This window comes from Streptomyces sp. SGAir0957, from assembly GCF_043523415.1.
The window spans coordinates 140167-161907 of sequence record NZ_CP027292.1; the positions used below are offsets into that span (position 1 = coordinate 140167).

Consider the following 21741-nt stretch of genomic DNA (forward strand, 5'->3'; position numbering starts at 1 on the left):
GGTGTGGAGCCGTATGGGGGGTGTGGAGCCTTCTGGGTGGGGGCGAGGCGCATGGGGCAGAAGTCACCCCTGTGGCGCAGCTTGATCCTAAGCCGAAGTGCGTACCTGTTGACGAGGGAATCTTCTAAAGATCTGTGCATCGATCGCACACAGGTGGTCCGATTTCACTCACGAGTATCCATAAGGAGACGGCAATTGGGGCGCACCTGTGAACCGGCGAGGCGGGCCGGACCGGCCGGTCACCCTCGAGAGGTGACCGGCTCCGCCGGCGCGGCCTCCGCTAAGGCGTGTTTGAGATGTTGTTCTTCGATCTTCGGATGGCTCGCGGAGACCTGACGGACAAGCAGCGGGCGCGCCTGGAAATGGTGTTGTCCAACTTGCCGGTCATGGGGCGCAAGCCGAGGGACCGCCGACAGGTTTTCGACGGGATCTGGTGGCTGGCCCGGACGGGCTCGCCCTGGCGGGAGGTGCCGGAATGCTATGGCCCGTGGGAGACCCTGTCTTCGGTCTTCCGGCGCTGGCAGATCGACGGCCCGTGGGCCCGCATCTTGGAGAAGATACAGGTCAAGGCCAATATCGCCGGGCACACCGAGTGGGATGTCTCCATCGACTCCACGGTCTGCCGGGTTCACCAGTACACCGCCGGGGCCCGGAAAAGGGAGATCACCATCCCGGCGGGCAGGGTGACCAAGAGCTGGCGGCCGAGGCGGACGACCACGCCAGCGGCCGCTCCCGCGGCGGCCTGACCACAAAGATCCACCTCGCCGTCGACTCCACGTCCTGGCCGCGGTCGTCACCGCCGGTCAACGGGGCGACGCTTCGCTGTTCACCGAGGTGATGAAGCGCATCCGCGTGCCCCGGCCGGGCAGTGGACGACCGCACACCACACCCGTCCACGTCCTGGCCGACCGCGCGTACTCCTCCCGGCAGATCCGCGAGTACCTGCGCCGAGGGCAGATTCCGCACACCATCCCGGAGAAGCGTGACCAGGCCGGAAATCGGCGTAGGGGTGGCAGCGCAGGCGGCAGGCCACCCGGCTTCGACCGCGAGAAATACAAGGCCAGACACGTGGTCGAGAACCGGATCAGTCTGCTGAAACGGGCCTGCGGCATCGCAACGCGCTACGACAAGTTGGCTGTCCGCTACGAAGCTGGCATCCAACTCGCCCTGATATGGCAAGCACTGTGACCACATCTCAAACACCTCTGAGCGGCTTGGGCGAGGACGGCGGCTGCATTGACGTCATTCGATTCGGACTGCACCGTGCCTTGCGGAAGATCCGCCATCGCTTGAGTCGGGCCGGCCCGCGCTCGACCGCTGCCCGGGCCCGGGACAACGCCCGGTTGACGGTCCGCTGCGTCAAGGGCAGCTCGCCGTTGGGCGGGCGTCACCGTGGGGTGGTCACCTATGGTCCCGCGCCGGTGTAGGCGCGGTCCGCCAGGATCGGGACTCCCTGGCGTTCACAGATCCGGATGATCCGGTGTGTGCGGGCGGTGGTCAGGTCGTGCGTGCGGCCCGGCAGTGCGGGCGAGATGCAGAGCAGTGCGCCGGCGGGGTCGGTAACCAGCTGGAGGTTGACTCCGTGCAGGCGGTGCTTGGCGGAGTAGGTGGCCCGGCTGTCGTCGATCCGGTCGCACTCCGCGAGGGTCCCGTCGAGCAGGGCGTACTCCGGGCCGGCCTCACGCAGGACCTTCAGCAGTCCCGGGGCGCGCTCGGCGAGCAGGCCGACCACCGCGGTGGTGTAGGCGTGCGCGGTGCCGACAGAGATCCCGAGGGCGACGGCGATCTGGGTCACAGGCTCGTGTTTGCGCAGGTACACCAGGGCGACCAGGGCACGCTGGTGCGGCGGGAGCTTGCAACGGCGGTCACCCTCGTGGGTGACGATGAGCATGGTGACCCCTTAAGAATGGTGGTGGTCCGGGAGGACTGGGTGTAGCTGATGGTGACCTGCCATTGATGGCTCCGAGTGAGTGGCTGCCCGGTTCTCCGGGACGCTCCGGCTGCTGATTGAGAACTGCGGTCATCGCTGGTTAAGGGCTTGGTGGCGGAGTGTTCCCGGACCCACAGGGTGCTGCTTCCTGAGGGACGGAGCGACGACGATGACGGAACGTCATGAGCGAGTCTGGATCGGCATCGACGCCGGCAAAGCCCATCACTGGGCAGTCGGCGTCAACGCGACAGGAGAGAAGGTGTTCTCCAGGAAGGTCGTCAACGGTGAAGACGAGATCCTGGACCTGATCCTCGCAGCGTGCGAGATGGCCAACGAGGTGCGCTGGGCGGTGGACATCTGCGGCCGGGCCTCAACACTGCTGCTCGCGCTGCTGATCGCCAACGGCCAAAGCGTGGTCTATGTGCCCGGACGCACGGTCAACCGAATGTCCGGGGCCTACCGCGGCGAGGGGAAGACCGACGCGAAGGACGCCTTGGTCATCGCCGACACCGCGCGTATGCGCCGGGATTTCACCCCCCTGCGCCTGCCGAACGAGACCGTGGCAAATCTCCAGCTGCTCACCGCCCACCGGGCCGACCTGATCGCCGACCGGGTGCGACTGATCAACCGCCTGCGCGATGCCCTGGTGGGCATCTGCCCTGCTCTGGAGCGGGCTTTCGATTATTCGGCGGCCAAGGGACCGGTCGTTCTGCTGACTGAGTATCAGACCCCGGCTGCTCTGCGACGAACCGGTGCCAGGCGGCTCGCGGACTGGCTGGCACGACGCTCGGTCCGCGGTGCAGACGATGTCGCCGCCAGCGCGGTCGAGGCCGCCCAGTCCCAGGTGACGGCTCTGCCGGGCGAAACGCGAGCTGCCAAACTCGTGTGCGACCTCGCCCATCAGCTCCTCATGCTCGACGAGTGGATCAAAGACACTGACCGGGAGATCCGCGAAGCCTTCCGCCTTGACGAGCGCGCCGAAGTCATCGAATCGCTCCCCGGCATGGGCCCCATCCTCGGGGCCGAGTTCCTCGCCATCGTCGGTGACCTGTCCGGCTACGCAGACGCCGGCCGCCTGGCCGCCCACGCGGGACTGGCCCCGGTGCCACGCGACTCCGGCCGCCGGACCGGCAACCACCACCGGCCCAAGCGCTACCATCGCCGCCTGCGACATGTCTTTTACATGGCCGCCCAAACCGCCATGATGCGCTCCGGCCCCTCCCGCGACTACTACCTCAAGAAACGCGCCGAAGGACTCATCCACACCCAGGCGCTGCTCGCCCTCGCACGCCGCCGAGTCGACGTCCTATGGGCCATGCTCCGTGACAAACGGCCCTTCACCCTCACCCCACCAGCCATCCATTCGGCTTGACACCATCATTGAGACTCACTCCACGAGTGCATGCGGAAGGTCGAGTACGGCAGGATGGATGACCAACGAGGCCCCCGAGCAACGTGATTGAGACGTCAGACATCTCGATCAACAGCCCGGGGGCCTCGCTCGTTGCGCTTCACGGCCCATCACCCGATCGGTGGCCAACTCGAAGAAGCTCACTGTTTGAGCCACTCTAGGCTCAGGGCGGCGCCGGACAGCTGGGCAGGTGCTTCGCCAAGGGGGGTGGGGCTGACCGCTGCCGCGGAATTCCTGCCTGCCTCGTAGGCTGCGGCCACCAGGCTCGCGCGGATTGTGCCGGGAAGTAGCGCCTGGGCAGCGTCGCGCACCCGTGGGTAGCTCGCTCGGTATGGGGTACGGGTGAGTGCAGTCGCTGACGAGAGACGGGAGACGACGTGGTGTCGCTGCTGTTGGCGAAGGGGGCAGGTTCCGGTTCTCCGCCGTGGTGGATCGTCGCTGTCTTCTTGGTCGTCATCGTTGCAGGGGCGTGGGCGGCGGCGAAGGCGCGGCGGGCGGGAGCGCGCGCACGGCGCCGGGTCTCTGGGTAATGAGCGAGAGCGGACGCGAGCAGCGCTGTGACCGCTTGCAGCGTAGTGCGCGCGCTACCGTGCGCTGAGCTCGTCGGCCCGGCCGAGCAGCGCAGTCCGGTGATGGCCGGTCAAGGGCGTCCGCGTCAAGGTCGTGCCGGTCTTGGAAGAGCCGCTTGCTTTACAGACTCCTCCGCGAAGCACTCGCGCGGTTCCCGCGCAGGGGAGAGCGTGGGCAGCCCTACATCCAGGAAGAAGCCGGCACAGGGCGCACAGGGTTCGGGCAGGGGAAGCGGGGCAGAAACGCCAAGCCGGGTTCCGCAGTCAATGACGAGTGGGAAAGTTCGTGGCTCATGTGCACGTCAGGGGAGCGTGGGCGGCGCCTGATACCTGCTCCGATCCACCACGCGCCGCTGGCCATACCGACTCTTACGGCAAGGTACTGGCGTCGGGAAGGCGCTGTGAGCGCCCTTTTCCTGCCTCATCACATTCTCAGGCGCCTGTGCCAGGGTGAAGACATGAGCACATCAGATGTTCCGCCCGGTGCCCGGCTCCTGGTCGTCGACGATGAGCCTGCCATTCTCGACGTTCTGGTTACCTCACTGGAGTTCCTCGGGTACGAGGTGGACCAGGCGGCGACGGGTCTGGCCGTGCTCGCGGCGGTCCGCGACCGCGCCCCGCACCTGGTCCTGCTCGACGTCATGCTGCCCGACATCGACGGTTTCGAAGTCGTGCGGCGGTTGCGGCAGGCCGGTGCGACGACCCCGGTGATCTTCCTGACCGCGCGGGAGAGCGGTTGTGACATCGTGGGCGGCCTCGACCTGGGAGCTGACGACTACATCACGAAACCGTTCAGACTCGCTGAGGTCGCCGCCCGGGTCCGCGCCGTACTGCGCCGGGGCGAGAGCCGTACCGAGCCGGGGCTGCTCGTCTGCGCGGACGTCGAGATGAATACGGAGACGTACGAGGTGCGCAGGGCCGGGGTGCTGGTAGATCTCTCGCCAACCGAGTACAAACTCCTGCGTCACCTGCTGCTCAACCGAAACCGCGTGCTGACCCATGAGCAACTCCTGGAACACGTCTGGGACTTCGGCGAGGGCGACCATGGCGTGCTGAAGACCTACATCTCGTACCTGCGCCGCAAACTCGACGCACTCGGCCCCGGCCTGATCGAGACCCGGCGCGGAGTCGGCTACATCCTGCGTGACCGGACAGCGGTATGAGGCCCGCGCTGCCCCGCCCCCTCGTCCGACGCCGGCCGCTCCGGCCCAGATCACTGCGAGGCCGCCTCCTGCTCGCACTGCTCGCGCTGGTCGCCGTGGCCTTGGTCGCGCTGGACGCCGTCGTCTACACGGCCCTGAGCGCAGACCTCATGCACCGTACCGATGTCACCTTGCGCGCGGTACGCCAACGCGTGGCGCAACAGGTGCGGCAGGCGGCACCTGAGGGAAAGCTCGGCAACGACGTCCGGCTGCTCGGCGCCTCCGAGTTCTACCTCCAACTGCGCAGGCCTGACGGTACCGTACGAGACCTCGTACCCCAGCTTCGGGACCCGGAGAACGCCGCGCCCCGCCTCCCCGACCCCCTCTCAGCGATCCGCGGCGACGGTGTGCTCACGGTGGCCTCCGCCGCCTCCGGCGGCCCCGACTACCGGCTGCTCGTACAGCGCGTGCAGGGACACGGCACCCTGATCGCGGCCACACCGCTGGACCAGGTGCAGGCGACCCTGCGACGACTGCTCGTCGTCGAGGTGGCGGCGACCGGCGGGGTGCTGGTGCTGCTCGCGGCAGCGGGACTATGGGTGCTGCGCCGCGGTCTGCGCCCGCTGGAGACCATGGCGCGGGAAGCGGACACCATCGCCTCCGGCGACCGGGGCGGACGGGTCGCCCCGGCCGACGACGCCACCGAGGTGGGACGGCTCGGCCTGGCCCTGAACGCGATGCTGGCTGGCGAACGCGCCACGCAGGACCGTCTGCGCCGCTTCGTGGCGGACGCCTCGCACGAGCTGCGCACCCCGGTCACTGCGGTCCTCGGCTACGCGGACCTGCATCACCAGGGCGCCGTCGCCACCGCCGACCAGCGGGAGCGCATGATGCAGGGCATCACCACCGAAGCCCTGCGCATGCGAGGGCTCGTCAACGACCTGCTGCTGCTCGCCCGGCTCGACAGCGCGCCGGCCCGCTGCCGGTCCGCCGTGGACCTGACGGCGCTGGTGCGCGACGCGGTGTCGGCCGCCCAGGTGGTCGACCCCCGCCGGTACGTGTCCGTGCAGGCAGAGGACGGTACGACGGTGCTGGGCGACGCCGAGCAGCTGCGGCGCGTCATGGACAACCTGCTGTCCAACGTACGCAGCCACACCCCGCCCGGAACAAGGGCGTGGGTCATCGTCGACTCCGGGCCCGCGTCGCAGGTGACACTCACCGTGGCCGACGACGGTCCCGGTTTCCCCGAGGAGGCGCTGTCGCGCGTCTTCGATCGCTTCTACCGCGGCGACCCGGCGCACAGCGGCGACGGCAGCGGCCTGGGGCTCGCCATCGTCGCGGCGGTGGCGCAGGCGCACGGCGGCTCCGTGGCCGTCGCCGGTGCGTCGGGGGAGGGGGCCGAGGTCGCCGTCCGGTTGCCCGCCGCGAAACTCTGACCCCGCCCCCGGTCAGCCCGCGCCGTCGGCCGGATCAGCCCGCGCCGGCGGCGGTGCCGCATTCCGCCGCCCCGCGGCAGCCCCGCATCTTCTTGAGCGTCGAGGCCAGTCGCGTCTTCGTGTCCGAGGGCAGCTGTGCGTAGACGTTGTGCAGCATGTCCGGGTCCTTGTGGCGGTCGTAGTACTCGTGCGACCCGTTCCGGTACGCGACGTACGTGTACCGGTCGGTGCGCAGCGCCTCGTAGGACGGCGGATTGCCGCCGCCCTTGCGGGGTTTGTCCGGGTCCGTGCGTGAGTTGTCCGGGCCGTGGTGCTCCACCAGGGCGGCCTGTGGCCACCCCTTCGGTGTCTCGCCCTTGAGAAGCGGTACGAGGCTGCGACCGTCGGCCTGCGGATCGGGCTCGCCGCCGCCCAGGTCCGTGAAGGTGGGGCAGATGTCGATGTTGGACGCGACGGCGTCGCTGGTCGCGCCCCGTTTCACCCCTGGACCGGTGACGACGAGAGGGACGTTCACGTCCGTGTCGAACGCGGTCTGCTTCCCAGGCAGCAGACCGTACGGGCCCATGTGGAACCCGTTGTCCGAAGCGAAGGCGAAGACGGTGTTGTCGTACACACCTTCCTTCTCCAGCTTCTCCTGAAGGTCACCGATCATGCGGTCGACGGCCTGCACTGCGCGCACACGCTTGCGGTACGTCTGCGTCATCTTCCTGATCTGCTCAGGAGTGAAGGACTCCTTGTCCCGCAGCCACTTCGGTGCGTTGACCGGCGTCTTGCCGAAGGCGGGCGGCCGCGGCAGTTTCAGCTCTTTGTACGTGCCCTGGTCCCGCGGCGCCGGTGTAGCCGGGCCGTGTGGCGCGAACGTGGAAATGTCGAGGGCGAAGGGCTTCTTCTCCTGAACGGACTTCTCGATGAACTCCTGGCCCTTTCCGCTCACGACATCCGTCAGGTAGTCCTCGGCATCGTGCTCGTAGTCGACCGTCTTCCCGTTTTCGTTGAGGCTGTAGTCGTACTCCTTGTAGCCATTACCGGCCACGTCCCACTCGTCCCAGCCCGGCGGCACGTAGTTCTTCTCGCCGTCCACGGTCATGTCCGGCTCGTAGCCGTTGAGGTATTTGCCCAACATGGCGGTGCGGTAGCCCTGCTTCTGCAGGGCCGTGGCGAAGGTCGTGCTCTCGTTGCCCTTCTCGTGGAAGGTCTGGAAACCGCCGTCCGGTGGTGTGTTGGTGTACACGCCGGTGTTGTGCGGGAACTTGCCCGTGAAGATGGACGAGCGCGACGGACAGCACAGCGAGTCCGTCACGGTGTAGTTGGAGAAGGACATGCCGTTCTTCCGCATGGCCTTCACGTGCGGCATGTGGTCCACCAGGTCCGACGACAGGTCGTCCGTCAGTACCCACACGATGTTGGGGTGGGAAGACGTCGACGCGCCGTTCTGGACCCCGGCGCTTTCGGTGTCCTGGTCCGCCTCCTCACTGCTTCCCTTGTCACACGAGACCAGACCGGCCGCGAGTGCGGCGGTGGCGAGCCACAACCAGACTCGCCCGCGAACGCCTGTGGTGATGACCATGGTTTGCCTCCCGGGCGGTGTGACTGATCGCCTTCTCAGCCTCCGACCTTGGCGCACCAGGGTTGGAGAACCGTGGGAGGAGGGCGGACAAGTCGTGGGACTCAGGCACCGGACCGCGGTACGCACGGATATTCCCGGCTGTCATGGACAGGCGTCGTTCATGGACGCGACAGGGAAAGACACAGCGAAGACGGACACAGCGAAGACGGATATGGCGAAGACATCTGCGTCGGCACGATCGAACAAAAGGCGCCTGTGCGCGGCAGCGCTGGTGAGCTTCGGGGTGGCCGCCGCGACCGCGTGCGGAGCAGATGGCGGTGACGGCCAGGCACGGGCGACAACGCCGCACACGTCGGCCGGTGCCACCAGGGCCACGGAGCATACCGAGCCGCCGTCGGTGCACAGCAACACCGCCACCACCACAACAACCCCCTCCATCACCGCAACGAGCACCACGGCAACGGGCACCACCGACTCGACCAGCGCGCAGGCCGAGACGCGCAGCGACTGCACCACAGACGATCTGAGGGGCGCACTGAAACCGACAGGGCAGGAAATGAACAGCAAGTACTTCGACCTGACCCTGACCAATACCACGCACCGGACCTGCGAACTCAAGGGCTACCCCGGCCTCTCGCTCACCGACAGCGCGGGGGCGCGCATCGGCGAACCCGCCACGCGATCCCACAACGGCAGCGTGCAGGACGTCAGGCTCGCACCGGGACAGGCGGCCCACGCGGTGGTACAGACCCCCAACCGGGACGTGACGGACGGAAAGTGCTGGGCCAAACCCGCACGCGTCAAGGTCTATCCACCGAACAACACCGCGCCGCTGAGTGCCGGCGCTCCGGGCGAACTCGAGGTGTGCGGGAACATCTTCACCGTCGGTCCCTTCACCCCGAAGGCGCTCTGAAGCAGAAGTACGCCGCCTTGGCGAGGGATCGAGGCACTACGAACTCTCCGGTGGCCGTCGGCGAGCGCCGCCCGCGATGGCGCCGTCGTTCCGTGTTCCTGCTGCATGTCGCCTGCGCGCTGTGCAATAGCCAGGTGGCGCGGCCGGAGTTCGCCCGGCCAGGGATGCATCCGGCGAGTTGACACGGCTGGCCGGCCAGCCGGCGGAGCACGTACAGGAGAGACCGCGACACCAGCGCGTGGTGGCTGATCGTCGACGCGGACGACGGGTCCAACGGGCTCGGGGAGAACCTGGCGGAGAGTGACGCGGTGCGCTACCGGGCGGCGTTCGTCTACCCGCGCACCTACGCCGGGTGTCCACCGCGGGCTGTCAGGGTGGGGGCCCTGGCGCGGCGTCACGGTGCCACACGGCGCCCGGGGCCGCCCTCCGGCGGCGGAGACGCTCCGCGCTCCGGTAGGGCCGCCTCCGGCGCCCCGCAAGCCCCGCGCCACCTTGCGGCCTTGCGTGCCGCGCCAGGACCCCCACCCTGAAAGGCGCAGCCCTGTCGGCACTCTGTGATCACGCACGCCCCGACCACCACTCGAAGGCGCGACCTGCCGCTACGCGGCCCACCGCAAGCCCGGGCGACGAAGTCGCCGTGACCACGGGCATCTTCATGACCGTCCACGATGCCCGCCCCGCCACCTGCCCCGGCTACACCGCTCTCGGCTACGACATAGCCGACGCCGACGACCCCGCCCTGACCACCCAGCTCCCCGCCCGCACCGTTCTGCCCGTCCGCCCGGCCGAAGGACTCAGCTCCGACGAGCAGCACCCGCCCACGCCTGCACCCGCCGTGATCAAGCTCCTCGACCTGCCCGACTGCGCCTATACGGGGGTCGACGACGCCCCCTGCTACCCCCGTCCGGCGTTCGTCGTGGTCCCTCGCTGCCAGGAGCTCGGCACGCCTGTGCGCGCTGCGGCCACCGGATTACCGGGGAGCACGCAAGCTCGGTGTGCGGCTGGGAGCCGGTGGTGCGGGCGGAGGTTTCGCACCGGTGCTGCCGTTGTCGGGTGCGGTCGCTCTTCGGCCATGGCTTGATTCGAACGGCCCGATACCGGCTGGCACTTGACGCCGGAGTGATGGTCGAATCGGCGCCGGATCCGCCTCGTCGAACATGCGTGCACTTCTGGGGGGCGGGTGCCCCGCGGTGGGTGGCCGAGGGGAAGTGCAGGCGCGTCGTCGGATGGTGAAAAGCAGCAAACTGAACAAGGGGGATGAACAGCAGAATGAAGAGACCCACGGGCATGGTCTGTGCCGCTGTCGTGTGTGTGTTGCTCGGTCTGCAGGCGAGCACCGGCGGCGCGAGCGCCCAGGTGCGCGGCGAGCCGGTGACGGCCGCCACCGCCGCCGGAGCAGGCACCGAGCTTCCTCAGGTCAGCGACGTGGCCCCCGAGCACGCGGCAGCCGGTGCGGCGCGCGTGGCCACCGTAGGCGCAGGTTCTGAGAGGGGCCCCCGTCACGATTTCAACCGTGACGGCCGGAGCGACCTGGTGTCCTGGTACGACTACGCAGATGGCAGCGATGCCATGCACACCTTCGCGGCCGGCCCCGACGGCAGCCTGTCCGAGCCCATCAAGGGGTGGGATGCGGCCAAGGGCAACTACTGGGCCGAGCACATGAAGTACGCCACCGGTGACTTCAACGGCGACGGGACGGGTGACGTCGCCGCCTTCTACGGCTACGACGACGGGAAGGTTTCCCTGTTCACCTGGCTCGGCACGGGGGACGGGAAATTCGGTGCCCGACGCACCTCCTGGACCGTGGAGCCGGGCAACTGGACTTTTGATGCCATCACCGCCGAGGCCGGGGACTTCGACGGTGATGGCCGCGATGACATCGCCGCCTGGTACGACTACCGCAACGGCGACGACAAGCTGTTCACCTTCCTCGCCCAAAACGACGGTGGCTTCGCCAGCCCCTTCTCCTCCTTTGCACGCACTGCGGCCGACGGGTGGGAGGTTGGGCGCATGAAGTTCGTTACCGGCGACTACGACGGCGACGGCCGCGACGACCTGGGCGTGCTGTACGGCTACGCCTCCGGCACCGTGACGCTGATGTCCTTCGCGGGCGCGCCCGGTGGCGGATTCGCCGAGCCGGTCCGCGGCTGGGAGTCCACCACCGGCTGGACGTTCAGCCGGACGACCGTGCACTCGGGTGACTTCGACGGTGATGGCCGCGACTCCCTCGCCGCCTGGTACGACTACGCCGACGGGCACGACGCCCTGATCGGCTTCGACCTCGACGCCGAAGGCAAGTTCGGCAATCGCCGCGAAATCCTGAACAGGCCGGCGGGCTGGTACGAACGCTCCCGCATGAAGATCGTCACCGGCGACTACAACGGTGACGGCCGCGACGACCTCGCCACGGTCTACGGCTACACCGACCTTCGTTCGGGCACGGTGAAGACCATCACCTTCACCGCCCAGGCGGACGGTACCCTCACCGGTGACCTGCACGGCTGGGAGACCGAGACCGGCTGGACCTTCGACCGGATGCGAGTGATCGAGCGCCACTCGCAAGGGCTGCCGATCTGCCCGACCATCTTCGGCCACGGCGGCTATCCGACCGAGGCGAACGGGTATGAGCGGGACCAGATCCGCCAGCCGAACCACCCCAAGGGACTGGCTCAGCACAGGAGCTGGGGAGCGGACGGGGTGGAGGGCGACCTTCAGCTCACCCGGGACGGCACCAAGGGCGTGATGTGGCACAACACGTCGACCAGGGGCCTGACGGGGCCGTATGCCGCCAACGCGAACACGCTCTGGTGGGCCACCGGAGCCGACCAGCTCAAGGGCCGGACCATCGACCGAGGCCCGTACAAGGGCGGGACGGTGTATACCTTCCGGGAGTGGCTCGACAGCGCCCGCAGCCAGAAGATGGCCGCCTTCGTTGAACTTAAGAAGGAAGCCGGGCAGTCACTGCTTAACAAAGACGCCTCCATCCGTGAGAGCGCGTGGAACGAGGTCATCGCCCCCATCAAGGAGCGGATCGCCGCACAGCGGATCATGATCTACACGAAGAGCGAGAACACAGATCTGAAGGCCGAACTCGACAAGCGCATCGAGGCGGCGGGCCTGGGCGTCGCGCTCGACAATCACCCGCGCTGGGTCGACGGGATCGGCTGGGAGGAGCCCGCCCCGGCCGCCTTCGGCAACTACGCGACCTGGCTGAACCGGCTGAACCGGTACGGCCTGCCGACCACCTCGGTGCCGATGGCCACCACCTGGCCCAAGGAACTGAAATCCTGGCTGAACGGCAGGTGCATCTGACACCCGGACCGAGCACGAGAGTGAGCCCGCTCGTCGTGCTCGGTCCGGCCCGTCGGTTCATCACCAGGGTCACCGGATCACCGCGTCCGTGCGTCGCAAGCCCCATCACTGGGCGGACAGCCGAAACATCGCCGGATGGGTAATTGCCGTACCCCTACGACCTCTCGGCGAGCCGCTACGGCATGCCCTGACGTGCGAGGGCGGCACCAGACATGACCCGACGGCCCCTCCCAACACCAGAGCGGCACCAGCCCACTTCGGCGTGCCCGCTATTTCCACTCGCGCGGCAGTTCGTGACCGCCTGGGCACTCCAGGGATCCCGGCTGCTGCAGGTAGACGGGGTCGCGGCGCATAAGCACATCGTGTCGTGCCGCAAGTGCTGTCAGCACGGCTGCGCAGGACGGGCATTTCCGCCCATTGACGTCATCAATGCGTTCCAGGCGTCGCATACGTCACGTCCTCCTTCACCGAAATGGCCGGTCAACCCTACCTGACCAGCCACCCCATGAGACAGAGGTCGGCACGCACACGCGATGCTTCTCCTCCCGCGCCGCCCCGCGGCCGCGACATCGACCGCCCCGAAGGAAGCCTCGGATCGGGCCGGGTGCAGCCCCAGTCGGGGGCGATGCTGCGCTTCAATGGCAGGTCAGGACACGCCAGGGGGTCAACACGGGTCGGGGGCGGGCGGAAAATCGGGCACCGAAACCCCAGCGACGGCCTGATCGATGACCCGGGCCTGCAGCCGGTCCAGCCGCGCGTACAAATCGGCGGCGCGGACCAACCGTTCTGCGCCCGGCAGGTCCTTCACCTCGTCCGCGAACGCATCCAGAGCGTCCACCAGATCCCAGATGTCCGCCCGCAGCTGCTCCTCGCACCGCTCATCCACGCTGAGTCTCCTTGCCCGCTGTGCCCGCCCTGCCACCTCTTCGGTACCGGCTTCGTCGTCGGATGCGGAACTCGCACGCCCCTCTCGGGGCCGACGGAGGAGAACTTCGCTTCCTCGGTCAGAACCTGTCGTGGAACCTCCGTCTGTGCTCGGCCATGCGGCGTCGGAAACCTTCTTGCCGGGCGCCCGGGGACATCTAGGTGCTGTTTCTCGGATCATGTGCGGAGCCAGATGATGAGTGCTGCGACAGTGACGGTGCTGAGGTAGACGTAAGCCCGCTTCTCGTAGCGGGTGGCCACGGCGCGGAAGCCTTTCAGGCGGTTGATGGCACGTTCGACGGTGTTGCGTTTCTTGTAGTGCTCGCTGTCGAAGCCGGTGGGCCGGCCGCCGCGGGAGCCGCGGTTGAGCCGGTGTCTGCGCTGTTCACGTCGCTCCGGGGTGGTATGGGCGGTCCCGCGTCGTCGCAGGTAGTGGCGGTTGTTGCGGGACGTGTAGGTTTTGTCGGCTAGGACGTGGTCGGACCTGGAGCGGGGTCGTCCGACGCCGATGCGGGGCACCGCTATCTGCCGCAGCACGGGCTCGAGTTGAGGGCCGTCACCGTAGTGGACCGGAGTCAGCAGGAGCGCGAGGGGCCGACAGTGAGCCTTTTCCAAGCTGGGGGTGCTGACCGCGAGTTGGACAGTCCTGCGCAACGACGAAGCTCCTGGTAGACGGGTTCTCGACCAAGATCACCCGTGTCTGCCAGGAGCTTCGCGTGCTTGTCTACCCGTCCTCGATCGATCTGTCCAGCCGCACCTTGCGGTTCCTGACTGAGCGACTGACGGCCAGGCGGCGGGAGATCGGGACGCGGTGGCGGCGTCTTCCCGCCTCGCGACAGGCCCTGCTCGCCCTGGCCCACCTGCGGTGCGGTGACACCTACGCCCAGCTGGCCGCCGGGTTCCGTATCGGGATCGCGACCGCCTACCGCTACATACGGGAAGCCGTCGAGGCCCTTGCCGCCCTTGCCCCGTCCCTGGCCGAGGCGATGCGGACGATCCGGGAGAAGGCGTTCGTCATCCTCGACGGCACCCTCCTGCCGATCGATCGCATTGCCGCCGACACCCCCTACTACTCCGGGAAACACAAGCGCCACGGCATGAACGTGCAGGTCCTCACCGATCCGCTCGGACGACTGCTGTGGGCCTCTCCGGCTCTGCCCGGTTCGACTCACGACCTGACCGCCGCCAGGCAGCACGGCATCGTCGAAGCCCTCGCCAAAGCCGGGCTCAGCTGTTGGGCGGACAAGGCGTACCAAGGCGCCGGCGGACCCGTCCGTGTACCGTTTCGAGGCCGGCGCCTGAAGCGGTGGAAGCGCCGCCACAACACCACCCACGCCAAGGTCCGCTGCCTCGGCGAGCAGGCCATGGCCATCCTGCAGGGCTGGCGTCTCCTGCGGAAGCTCCGCTGCAGCACCAACCGCATCACAGCGATCGTCCAGGCCGTCCTTGTCCTTCACCATGCGTCAGCGTGAGGTTGGAAAAGGCTCACTGTTCCGGCGGGTGGTCCCGTCGACGCAGGTCATACGCCCGCAGGGCGGCGGGAGACGGCGGGCCGGTGACCGTGAATGTCTGGCAGCGATCATCTTCGTGGCCACCTCGGGCTGCACCTGGCGGCAGCTTCCACCGGTGTTCGGGCCGGCCTGGCCCACCGTCTACCGGCGCCTCGCCCAGTGGAGTCGGGACCGGGTCTGGGCCCGGCTCCACCGCGTCATCCTCGACGAACTCGGCGCTCGGGGCGAGCTGGACTGGTCGCGGTGCGCCATCGACTCGGTCAGCTTGAGGGCCGCAAAAGGGGGCCACTGACCGGACCGAATCCGACCGACCGCGGCAAGCCAGGATCGAAAATCCACCTGCTCTGCGACCGGAACGGACTGCTGATCTCGCTGGGGATCTCGGGCGCCAACATGCACGACAGCCTTGGTCTTGAACCGCTCGTGCGCGGGATCCCGCCGATCCGCTCCCGCCGCGGCCCACGCCGACGAAGGCCGGCGAAGCTACACGCGGACAAGGGCTACGACTACAACCACCTGCGCCGATGGCTCCGCAAACGCGGCATCCGCCACCGCATCGCACGCAAGGGCATCGAGTCCTCGAAGCGGCTCGGCCGACACCGCTGGGGCGTCGAGAGAACCGTGTCCTGGCTCGCCGGCTGCCGTCGCCTCCACCGCCGTTACGAGCGCAAGGCCGAACACTTCCTCGCCTTCGTCGGCATAGCCGCAGCCCTCATCTGTCACCGCCGACTCGTCCGTGTGGACGGGCATCACCAGTCAGCGTGAGGCTCCGACACTGCTGACCCAGACAACGAAGGGCCTGATCTCTGGCTCGGTCGCGGTCTGCTCCGAGAGGTTCTGTGCGTCGTCCAAGTCCGACCAGGCGATGAAGCTGGGCTCACTGTCGGCCAGAAATCCCTCGACGACCGGACCGAGGTCGTCGGAAGCCACATAGGTACCGCTGAACGGCAACGCATCCGGGGGCACAGAACCGGTCGAGCACCGGAGCTGTCCTGCCTGCCTGTCGTGCCACACGTAGAACGTCGCCACCCCGGAAAAACTCAGATCGCGAATGCGTTCCCGGATAGCAGCAGCAGTCCGCTCGAAGGCAGCCACCACCTCGGCAACGGACAACGAACTCCTGTCCTCGTCAGCCGCACCCAACGACCAGGAGTTGGGGCCCCACTCCACCCGCCGGTCAGTCGGCTCCAGCACCAGAGGCTCGTCCGCCACCTCAGCAATCCACGTCAACAGCACCACAGCAGTATCCCTGCACAGCTCGACCGCGAACCGCCAAAAGAAACGGTGTCTTACTGGTTTGGCCAAGAAGGCCCGTGCGACCGTGCAGGCCGCCCGTACCGTTGTGACGCAGCACTCATTACACGCGAGACCGGCGACGAGCCGCCGCCGCCCCGGATTGGTTTCACTGACCTGTCGGGAGACGGTGGAGAGCGGTGGTCCCTGCAGTAGGCCGACTCTGGAAGCGACGCGAGGCTCACCGGCCACTGCGGCAGCTATGGTCTACGCGTTCCATGTGGCGCTCCGATACAGGGAGCACCCCTGGGTGCTGGCCGTGGACCGGGTGAGAGAGAATCGGGCTATGTCTCATGCTGAGTCTCGACAGCTGGACGAGGCGGTTGCTGACGTTGTGACCTGTTTCGACGCCTACACGCGTATCCGTGCGGCACGCAACCACGTGCTGGACGTCTCACGACGCACCGGGCGGGACGAGGAGCGGGCGTTCAAAGAACTCGGGCAGGCGGTCGCGCGGCTTCGTCGGGCGTCCCCGGGCGACTGATCGAGCTGGCGCGCCCGGCTTGGTGTACGGCGGACCACGGCCACGCGAATGCCGCCCTGGATCGCCGTCATGGTGAGATCGGTCAGCTCCGTTACGTTCGTGTCCGGGCGCGGCTCGCCGGATTCGGTGCAGCCCTGCGATCAGGCACGTGAAGTCACCACCTCTCGCTGCCTTGACGGGATGGTGGCTTCGGTTCACAACGGCCGGGAGGTCAGCGGAAGAGCTGAGTGGACGGCGTCGTGCACCTGCTGGCGGAGCCACAGCGAGGCGGGATCCTCGTTGACGCGGCGGTGCCAGCGGACTTCGACGTCAGCAGCCGGAAGGCTCACGGGCACTGCGTGACAGCGCAGGGGAACGCCTCGTTGCAACAGGTGGGCAGCCGTGATGTGCGGGACGAGGCAGATGGAGTCGTCCTCGAGGACCATGAGGGCGCCGACGGCGTAGGAGGGGACGACCGCCGCAACGTGACGCGAGCGTCCAAGCCGATCCAAGGCGTCATCGAGCGGTCCCCGGGCGAGACCACGTCGCGAGGCCGAAATGTGCGGACGGGCGCACAATTCGTCGAGGGTGAGCCGGGCCGCCGAGCGCCCCAGCTCGGAGTCGGCTGCGACCACGGCGACGAATGAGTCGGTGAACAGCATCGAGGTGTGGATGTCCGGGGGCGGTGGGCCTGCCACGCCTATGTCGAGATCGATCGAGCCGTCGCGCAGGAGGTCGGGCTCCTTGGACTCCTGAGCCACGAACCTCAGGCGGACCCCGGGAGCCTTCGCGGTGGCCTGGTGGGTCAGGCGGGGCGCGAGGACTGGGACGAGGGCGTCGTTGAGCCGGATGGAGAACGTGCGCTGCCAGGACCGCGGTTCACGGCCGACGGGGTCAGCCTGCAGTTCCGCTGCGGCTACGAGCAGAGCCTTGACGCGGGACGCCGACCGCTGCGCGAAAGGGGTCGGGACAAGGCTTTGCCCGGCACGGACAAGGATGGGGTCGTTCATCGCCCGTCGCAGCCGCCCCAGCGCTCTGCTGGTCGCCGGTGCGGACAGATGCAGTCGCACAGCGGCCTCAGTGACGCTGCCGGTGTCCATCAGCGCGTCGAACACCCGCAGCAGGTTGAGATCCAGGTCGTCCGCCACAGCCATCCTCGCTCGTGCGTCTGGTGCAAGTATTGCTGACCAATAATGCACTGGGCATCACGTGCCGGGCAGTTGAGACTGTTCCAGGGACCACGTGGGTCTCCCGGGAAGACAACCGGTCGCGCCGGCCCTCCTCGCATGGGGCCGGGCCCGATCACCCCGCCAGGATCAGGAGTCCAAGTCATGCCCAGAACTGTGCGCCCGACCGCCTATGGGACACCCGAGGTGCTCACCGTGACCCAGACACCCGTCCCCCGGGCGACCGGTGGCGAGGTGGTCGTCGAAGTACGGGCCGCCGGGGTCAATCCGATCGACTGGAAGCTATACAGCGGTGCGTTCCACATGGTGGACGACGACCACAAGGACGCCGCCGGAATCGCCGCCTCGATGCCGGCAATCGGACTCGAATGCGCCGGTGTCGTCACCGAGGTCGGCGCAGAGGTGACCGGTGTGCGCGTCGGTGACGAGGTCATCGTGTACCCCGTGACCGCGGCCTACGCCGACTACGTCACGGCCCCGGCCACCTCGCTCCTGGCCAAGCCAGCCAGCCTCGGGTGGGCACAGGCGGGATCGCTGATGCTGACCGGGACCACCGCTGCACACGCGTTGTACGCGGCCGGGGTGGCCGTCGGCGACACCGTACTTGTCCACGGCGCGGCCGGCGGCGTCGGCCTGATGGGCGTGCAACTCGCGGCCGCGCGGGGAGCGACAGTGATCGCCACCGCCGCCGAGCGCAACCACGAACTGCTGCGCGAACTCGGCGCCACCCCCGTTGTCTATGGTCCCGGACTCGCCGGCCGCGTCCGAGTCGCCGCACCGCAAGGTGTCAGCGCAGCCGTCGACTTCGCCGGTACCGACGAAGCACTCGACGTTTCACTGGAGCTCGTAGCCGACCGCTCCCGGATCGCCTCGATCACCGGCTCTCCGCGCCGCGCCGCGGCCGGAATCAAGGAACTCGGCTACGGCCCAGGACAGGACGCCGGCACCGAAATCCGAGAAGCCGCCCGCCACGATCTTGTCCGCCGCGCCGCATCAGGCACGCTGCGGGTCCTCATCGACGCCACATTCCCCCTCGCCCAAGCCGCCAAGGCTCACGAAGCCGGGCTCGCGGGGCATGCACCCGGCAGGCTCGTGCTCGTCCCCTGACCGGGCACGCTCCTCGCGACGAAAGAGAAAAGAGTGAACAGACGCGAATCGGGCGACGGATCAGCTCTCACCGGCAACACGGCGGCTGACGCCCTCGTCGACGTCGCTGTGGTGGGCGCCGGACCGGTCGGCCTGACCACAGCGGCACTGCTCGGACAGGCAGGGCACTCCGTAACGGTGCTGGAACGCTATCCCGGCCTCTACGGCTTGCCCCGCGCCGCCAGCTTCGACGGCGAGACCCTCCGACTGTTCGCCGGTCTCGGTCTGGCCGAGAAACTGTGGCCGACACTGCACGTACAGAAGGCGTTGCAATGGAGCAATGCCGCCGGCGAGATCCTGCTCAGTATGGAGAGCCGGCCCACCGGTGACAGCGGCTGGCCGGATCTGCTCACCTTCCACCAGCCGGTCCTCGAGCAAGAGCTGCACGCATGCTGCGCAGCGCTGCCCGCAGTCGAGGTTCGGACCGGCACCACGGTGACCGGCCTCGACCAGAACGATGCGGGAGTCCGCCTCACCACGGCCGAGAACGGCACGGTGCACGCGCGCTACGTCGTGGGCTGCGACGGTGGAAACAGCTTCGTCCGGGACGCTCTCGGGGTCGGACAGGACGACCTCGGTTTCACCGCACCATGGCTGGTGTGCGACTTCCTCCTGTACCGCCCCGCCGAGGAACTCGGTCTGCCTTCGGCTCTGCAGGTAGGCGACCCCGCCGGACCGACCACGATCATCACCGCGGGAGCGGGACACCAACGGTTCTGTTTCACGCTCGACAGCACCGACCTTGAGCGGGAAATCTCCGAGGAGGAGACATGGCGGCGCGTCGCGCCCTACCTGACCCCCGCTGACGCCGACATCGTACGCATCACTACCTACACGTTCCGCTCCCTGGTCGCCCGACGCTGGCGCGAGAACCGTGTTCTGCTGGCCGGTGACGCTGCCCACCAGATGCCGCCGTTCCTGGGCCAGGGCATGTGCTCAGGGATACGCGACGCGGCGAACCTCGCATTCAAGCTGGATCTTGTACTGGCCAACAGGCTCGCCCCCGACGTGCTGGACACCTACCAGAGCGAACGCGAACCACACGTACGCGCCGTGACCACCATGAGCATCGAACTGGGGCGCCAACACACTCTGACCGACCACAAACTCGCCCATGAGCGGGACCGGACATTGCGCGACCGTCGCGACGCGCTGGAGTCGCCGCTCCGCGTGCGTCTGCCCGGCCTGGGACCCGGCCTGCACGGCCCGGACGGCGGTATGCTCGCCCCGCAGGGGCGCGCCGACGACGGCCGGCACGTCGGGCTGCTCGATGACATCGTCGGCGGTGGATTCCGTCTCCTGGTTTTGGAGAACGACCTGCTCGCCTTGGACGTCGCCACCCTGCAAAGCTCTGGAATCACAGTGGTCGGGATCGGTGAGTCCCCGGGGTGTGGAGTCGTGGCCGACGTGGACGGCACCTATCGACGCTGGTTCGACGAGCTCGGCGCCACTGCCGTCGCCGAACGCCCCGACCATTACGTTCTCGCCGCGGGTCTCGACCCGAGCGAGGTAGCGCGGCAACTTCTGCGCACCCTCACCGGGGCTTCTCATTCCTGAGTGGTTGTGAGCAGGGGTAGTCGGGAAGCTGCACGGCATGGTCGGTTTTGGCCCGCCAGGATGCTCATGACGGGTGCGGTGCCTGGGCCTGTGCGGCGCGGGACGGAAGAAGTACGTGCCCTTACGGCCAATCCCTTCCGCCCGGACAGGAGGGTGTGCCGGGAAGTCTGGTCGGCGACGACTGTGTCGTGTCCGAAAGGCGTCCCGTGCCGCTCCGGGTTTCGCCTCGTCAGCCTTTGCTCGGCTGCGGAGGGTTGGGGTCGTTACCGCCGGGTGGCCGGGAAGCGCCGGCGCCCGGCGTGGTGCACGCTGCATCGGACGGCTACGGCCGCAGGGTCACCTTGCGCGGCAAACAGGCCGGGCTCGCCCAGTGCCTGGCCGACGTGATCGAGTTCTTGCGTCTGGCCGACGTGGATCTGAACGCGGAGGAGGCGACCTCCTCGCCGCTGATCGGCTGGCGAGGCGGCGGCCCCGTTCTGTGGTGGTCGCCGTGAGAGACGGGATTTTCCCGAGGTGACGAAGCGCCGGGTTCGCTCTGCCGGTTCCCGGCAGTGACAATGTGGCCGAGGCGTCCGACCGGGGCCACTGCGTGCCGGTCGGCGTCTGAAGAAGAATCAGGGCGCCGGAGTCGGGAGAAGCGGAAAGCAGGGGAGCAGCCAGAGGGGAGCGCGCACTGCGGGCACGGCGTCGACACGTGTCAGCTCGGACCGAGCAGAACCTCGCAGAACATCGGCGGAGCGTCCTGTGGGGCCCCGCCGAATTGGTGGGGATCCCTCGGGGGTGGTCGGCCAAAGGACTCGCGACGGACACCGCAGCGGCGGTCGCGCTCATCGGGGCACCCCTCGCCGGGAGGTGGGGCGGCCTCCGGGGACTGGTCACCGGCGAAGTCGGCGTGCTGGCGGTCGCTGCCCTGGTGCTGATCGCCTTGGTCGCCGCGGTAGGAGCGTGTCTGGTCCTCGCGGCCACCGATGTCGCGGCCGGGGTGAGGCTGCCACAGCGCGGCCTGGTGGAGTCGGCGCGGGTGGCCTCGATCGAGGCGACACCTGGTCGTAGGCGCGCCGTCTGCTCGCTCACCGAGGTTGAGGCGGCACTGGCGGGTGTCCAGGTATGGCGCGGTTGCGCCGCCTCGACCCTGCCGGGGCCCACCCTGCCCGTGGTCTACGACCCGCGGGGCCGGGCGCCCGCGCGGCTCGTCGCCGCGCCCGACGAACCGCGCACCGCTGAACTTCGGTTGGCCGCTCTCGCCTTCGTGTTCGTGGGCGGTTGTGCGCTGGCTGTGGTGCGCTCGTTCCGGTTGCGGACTACGCCCTCGAACTTGCGAAGAAATGGCGCCATGCGGGCGTCCAGCCGGACTGTGCCGGAGGACCGTCCGGATCGGAC

Annotated in this window: 14 protein-coding genes and 3 pseudogenes; 11 read left to right on the forward strand and 6 right to left on the reverse strand. The window is 68.3% G+C overall.

Going from position 1 to position 21741, the window contains the following annotated elements; all coding sequences use genetic code 11:
- Window positions 1–317 precede the first annotated feature (317 nt).
- Window positions 318–1188: pseudogene (locus tag C1N81_RS04905) on the forward strand (IS5 family transposase).
- Here C1N81_RS04905 and C1N81_RS04910 read toward each other — a convergent pair.
- A pseudogene (locus C1N81_RS04910) lies at window positions 1143–1891 on the reverse strand (transposase family protein). The pseudogenes C1N81_RS04905 and C1N81_RS04910 sit on opposite strands and share 46 nt — an antisense overlap.
- A 208-nt stretch (window positions 1892–2099) precedes the next feature.
- On the opposite strand from C1N81_RS04910, the gene C1N81_RS04915 reads away from it, so the two are divergent.
- The 3 genes from C1N81_RS04915 to C1N81_RS04925 all read left to right on the forward strand — a co-directional run bounded on the left by C1N81_RS04915 (window position 2100) and on the right by C1N81_RS04925 (window position 6488).
- Window positions 2100–3302 (forward strand): IS110 family RNA-guided transposase, encoded by a 1203-nt coding sequence (locus C1N81_RS04915; RefSeq protein WP_394427152.1) that lies wholly within the window; start codon window positions 2100–2102, stop codon window positions 3300–3302.
- A gap of 1066 nt (window positions 3303–4368) precedes the next feature.
- Window positions 4369–5073: a response regulator transcription factor gene (locus C1N81_RS04920; RefSeq protein ID WP_394427154.1), complete on the forward strand. Its 705-nt coding sequence runs from the start codon at window positions 4369–4371 to the stop codon at window positions 5071–5073.
- Entirely contained in the window at window positions 5070–6488 is a 1419-nt protein-coding gene (locus tag C1N81_RS04925) for a sensor histidine kinase (RefSeq protein WP_394427156.1), read from the forward strand. The genes C1N81_RS04920 and C1N81_RS04925 overlap by 4 nt, the downstream gene beginning before the upstream one ends.
- Window positions 6489–6522: 34 nt before the next feature.
- Here C1N81_RS04925 and C1N81_RS04930 read toward each other — a convergent pair whose 3' ends face one another.
- The gene (locus C1N81_RS04930) at window positions 6523–8055 is read right to left on the reverse strand and encodes a sulfatase family protein (protein ID WP_394427158.1); all 1533 of its coding nucleotides are present in this window, start codon (window positions 8053–8055) and stop codon (window positions 6523–6525) included.
- Window positions 8056–8215: 160 nt separating this feature from the next.
- On the opposite strand from C1N81_RS04930, the gene C1N81_RS04935 reads away from it, so the two are divergent.
- Entirely contained in the window at window positions 8216–8968 is a 753-nt protein-coding gene (locus C1N81_RS04935) for a DUF4232 domain-containing protein (protein ID WP_394427160.1), read from the forward strand.
- Between the two features lie 1269 nt (window positions 8969–10237).
- Window positions 10238–12280 (forward strand): FG-GAP-like repeat-containing protein, encoded by a 2043-nt coding sequence (locus C1N81_RS04940; RefSeq protein WP_394427162.1) that lies wholly within the window; start codon window positions 10238–10240, stop codon window positions 12278–12280.
- Window positions 12281–12944: 664 nt separating this feature from the next.
- Here C1N81_RS04940 and C1N81_RS04945 read toward each other — a convergent pair.
- On the reverse strand, window positions 12945–13166 hold the full coding sequence (locus C1N81_RS04945; RefSeq protein ID WP_394427163.1) for a hypothetical protein: 222 nt from the start codon (window positions 13164–13166) through the stop codon (window positions 12945–12947).
- A 215-nt stretch (window positions 13167–13381) separates the two neighbouring features.
- Window positions 13382–13804: pseudogene (locus C1N81_RS04950) on the reverse strand (transposase); the annotation flags it as partial.
- A 116-nt stretch (window positions 13805–13920) separates the two neighbouring features.
- Between C1N81_RS04950 and C1N81_RS04955 the strand changes: the two are divergent.
- Both C1N81_RS04955 and C1N81_RS04960 read left to right on the forward strand, forming a co-directional pair.
- Window positions 13921–14676 carry a transposase family protein gene (locus tag C1N81_RS04955; protein WP_394427165.1) on the forward strand — a complete coding sequence of 252 codons (756 nt, stop codon included), beginning with the start codon at window positions 13921–13923 and terminating at the stop codon, window positions 14674–14676.
- Window positions 14663–15480 (forward strand): IS5 family transposase gene (locus tag C1N81_RS04960; RefSeq protein WP_394427448.1). Its coding sequence is split into 2 segments (ribosomal slippage): window positions 14663–15005 and window positions 15005–15480, totalling 819 coding nucleotides; the frame shifts between segments, so codons are not numbered across the junction. The genes C1N81_RS04955 and C1N81_RS04960 overlap by 14 nt, the downstream gene beginning before the upstream one ends.
- Here C1N81_RS04960 and C1N81_RS04965 read toward each other — a convergent pair.
- Both C1N81_RS04965 and C1N81_RS04970 read right to left on the reverse strand, forming a co-directional pair.
- Entirely contained in the window at window positions 15472–15954 is a 483-nt protein-coding gene (locus tag C1N81_RS04965; RefSeq protein WP_394427167.1) for a hypothetical protein, read from the reverse strand. The two genes, C1N81_RS04960 and C1N81_RS04965, sit on opposite strands and share 9 nt — an antisense overlap.
- 732 nt (window positions 15955–16686) lie before the next feature.
- Window positions 16687–17625: a LysR substrate-binding domain-containing protein gene (locus C1N81_RS04970; protein ID WP_394427169.1), complete on the reverse strand. Its 939-nt coding sequence runs from the start codon at window positions 17623–17625 to the stop codon at window positions 16687–16689.
- 177 nt (window positions 17626–17802) lie between these two features.
- On the opposite strand from C1N81_RS04970, the gene C1N81_RS04975 reads away from it, so the two are divergent.
- The 3 genes from C1N81_RS04975 to C1N81_RS04985 all read left to right on the forward strand — a co-directional run bounded on the left by C1N81_RS04975 (window position 17803) and on the right by C1N81_RS04985 (window position 20855).
- On the forward strand, window positions 17803–18765 hold the full coding sequence (locus C1N81_RS04975; protein WP_394427171.1) for an NADP-dependent oxidoreductase: 963 nt from the start codon (window positions 17803–17805) through the stop codon (window positions 18763–18765).
- Window positions 18766–18798: 33 nt separating this feature from the next.
- Window positions 18799–20361 (forward strand): bifunctional 3-(3-hydroxy-phenyl)propionate/3-hydroxycinnamic acid hydroxylase, encoded by a 1563-nt coding sequence (locus C1N81_RS04980; RefSeq protein ID WP_394427173.1) that lies wholly within the window; start codon window positions 18799–18801, stop codon window positions 20359–20361.
- A 299-nt stretch (window positions 20362–20660) separates the two neighbouring features.
- Complete coding sequence (locus tag C1N81_RS04985; protein ID WP_394427174.1) at window positions 20661–20855, forward strand: hypothetical protein; 195 nt, start codon at window positions 20661–20663, stop codon at window positions 20853–20855.
- Window positions 20856–21741 lie beyond the last annotated feature (886 nt).